A 1,066-nucleotide genomic window follows, 5' to 3' on the forward strand; every position below is an offset into this window, starting at 1 on the left:
TTTCGTATATTTTTTGATAAGTTCTATAGTTCCAATTACCATTCCAATGGTCTTTTATCTTAATAAAACCATGTTCTTCTAGCCATTCACAACGTGTCATTTTAACATTATTTATGATTATTTAACATATCTACGAGAGTTTCGTAGACAATTCATTAACCTGTTGCCTTAATTCATTTACAAATCTAGTAGCTCCTTTAGGTCCTGTATACCCTAAACCTGGTATTTTATATACATGATCACCAATACTATCTATACCATACACATTATTATCTTTACTTAGGATAGCTTCTACCTCTTTAACTGTTAATTCTTTTAACACAATTTAACTATTTTTAACGTATCTTATAACCTAAAAGTGTTAATAATTCATAAAATTTGTTAATATCCCTAAAGTAAAGTGAATATGAAATCATCATATGAGCCATACCTTCCTCCATAGGATTCATTAACCTAAGATCTGATACTTTCAAAGCTTTAGTACCATCAGCGCAATCCCATTCACTTACTCTAGCTCTTAATAGCTCAAAGTCACTAAATTCATAATAGAGTTGATTATCTTTAATTTCAAATCCTTTATCTTTTAATTCTTGTTCAAATATCATATTGCTGTTATTTAAATTCTAATTAGAGAACGAAAATGAATAATAAGTGTTGTAAAAATTTTTTATAAAAAATATTTTTGTGGGTATAATTGAAAGCGAGGATCAAAATAAAATATTATAAAAATTTTGATAGTGTGCAATTGAGAGTGAGGACCAGTACAATATCAAGTCCCCTCTCCTAACAAGTAGGGGAAATCCCCCGTCAAAGAGTTAATGTGTCAATGGAACCTTATGGTGTATAGGTAACCGTAAAATGCTATGGATTTGTCTATCAAGGATAAAGACGTAAAGAACTACGAACTTACGAAAGTAGAGGTAAAAACCTCCAAAGACGGCAAAGCACGCTATGCAGTGTGCGAGTTCAGACAAGCAGGTCTAAGAAAGGTGCTGCAAGAGCAAACTAGACCTGTTGTGATGCAGTTAATGGCTGCATATGGTAGTACTAAGGAACACGAAGATGA

3 protein-coding genes are annotated in these 1,066 nt (G+C 31.8%); 1 reads left to right on the plus strand and 2 read right to left on the minus strand.

Features of this window, described 5'->3' with window-relative positions:
* Nucleotides 1–130: 130 nt before the first annotated feature.
* Both QZL64_RS00925 and QZL64_RS00930 read right to left on the minus strand, forming a co-directional pair.
* On the minus strand, nucleotides 131–322 hold the full coding sequence (locus tag QZL64_RS00925) for a hypothetical protein (RefSeq protein ID WP_021840185.1): 192 nt from the start codon (nucleotides 320–322) through the stop codon (nucleotides 131–133).
* 13 nt (nucleotides 323–335) lie between these two features.
* Nucleotides 336–605, minus strand: a complete 270-nt coding sequence (locus QZL64_RS00930) for a hypothetical protein (RefSeq protein ID WP_021840186.1) — start codon at nucleotides 603–605, stop codon at nucleotides 336–338.
* Between the two features lie 258 nt (nucleotides 606–863).
* Between QZL64_RS00930 and QZL64_RS00935 the strand changes: the two genes are divergently transcribed.
* Nucleotides 864–1,066, plus strand: a 203-nt coding sequence (locus QZL64_RS00935) for a hypothetical protein (protein ID WP_296309093.1), incomplete at its 3' end; no start/stop codon positions are given.

It is taken from the genome of Veillonella sp. CAG:933 (genome assembly GCF_000431435.1).
GTDB lineage: Bacteria > Bacillota > Negativicutes > Veillonellales > Veillonellaceae > Veillonella_A.

What these genes read in the sequence shown, in the direction of transcription:
- QZL64_RS00930 (WP_021840186.1), bottom strand. Translation starts at nt 605, where the DNA reads ATGATATTTGAACAAGAATTAAAAGATAAAGGATTTGAAATTAAAGAT.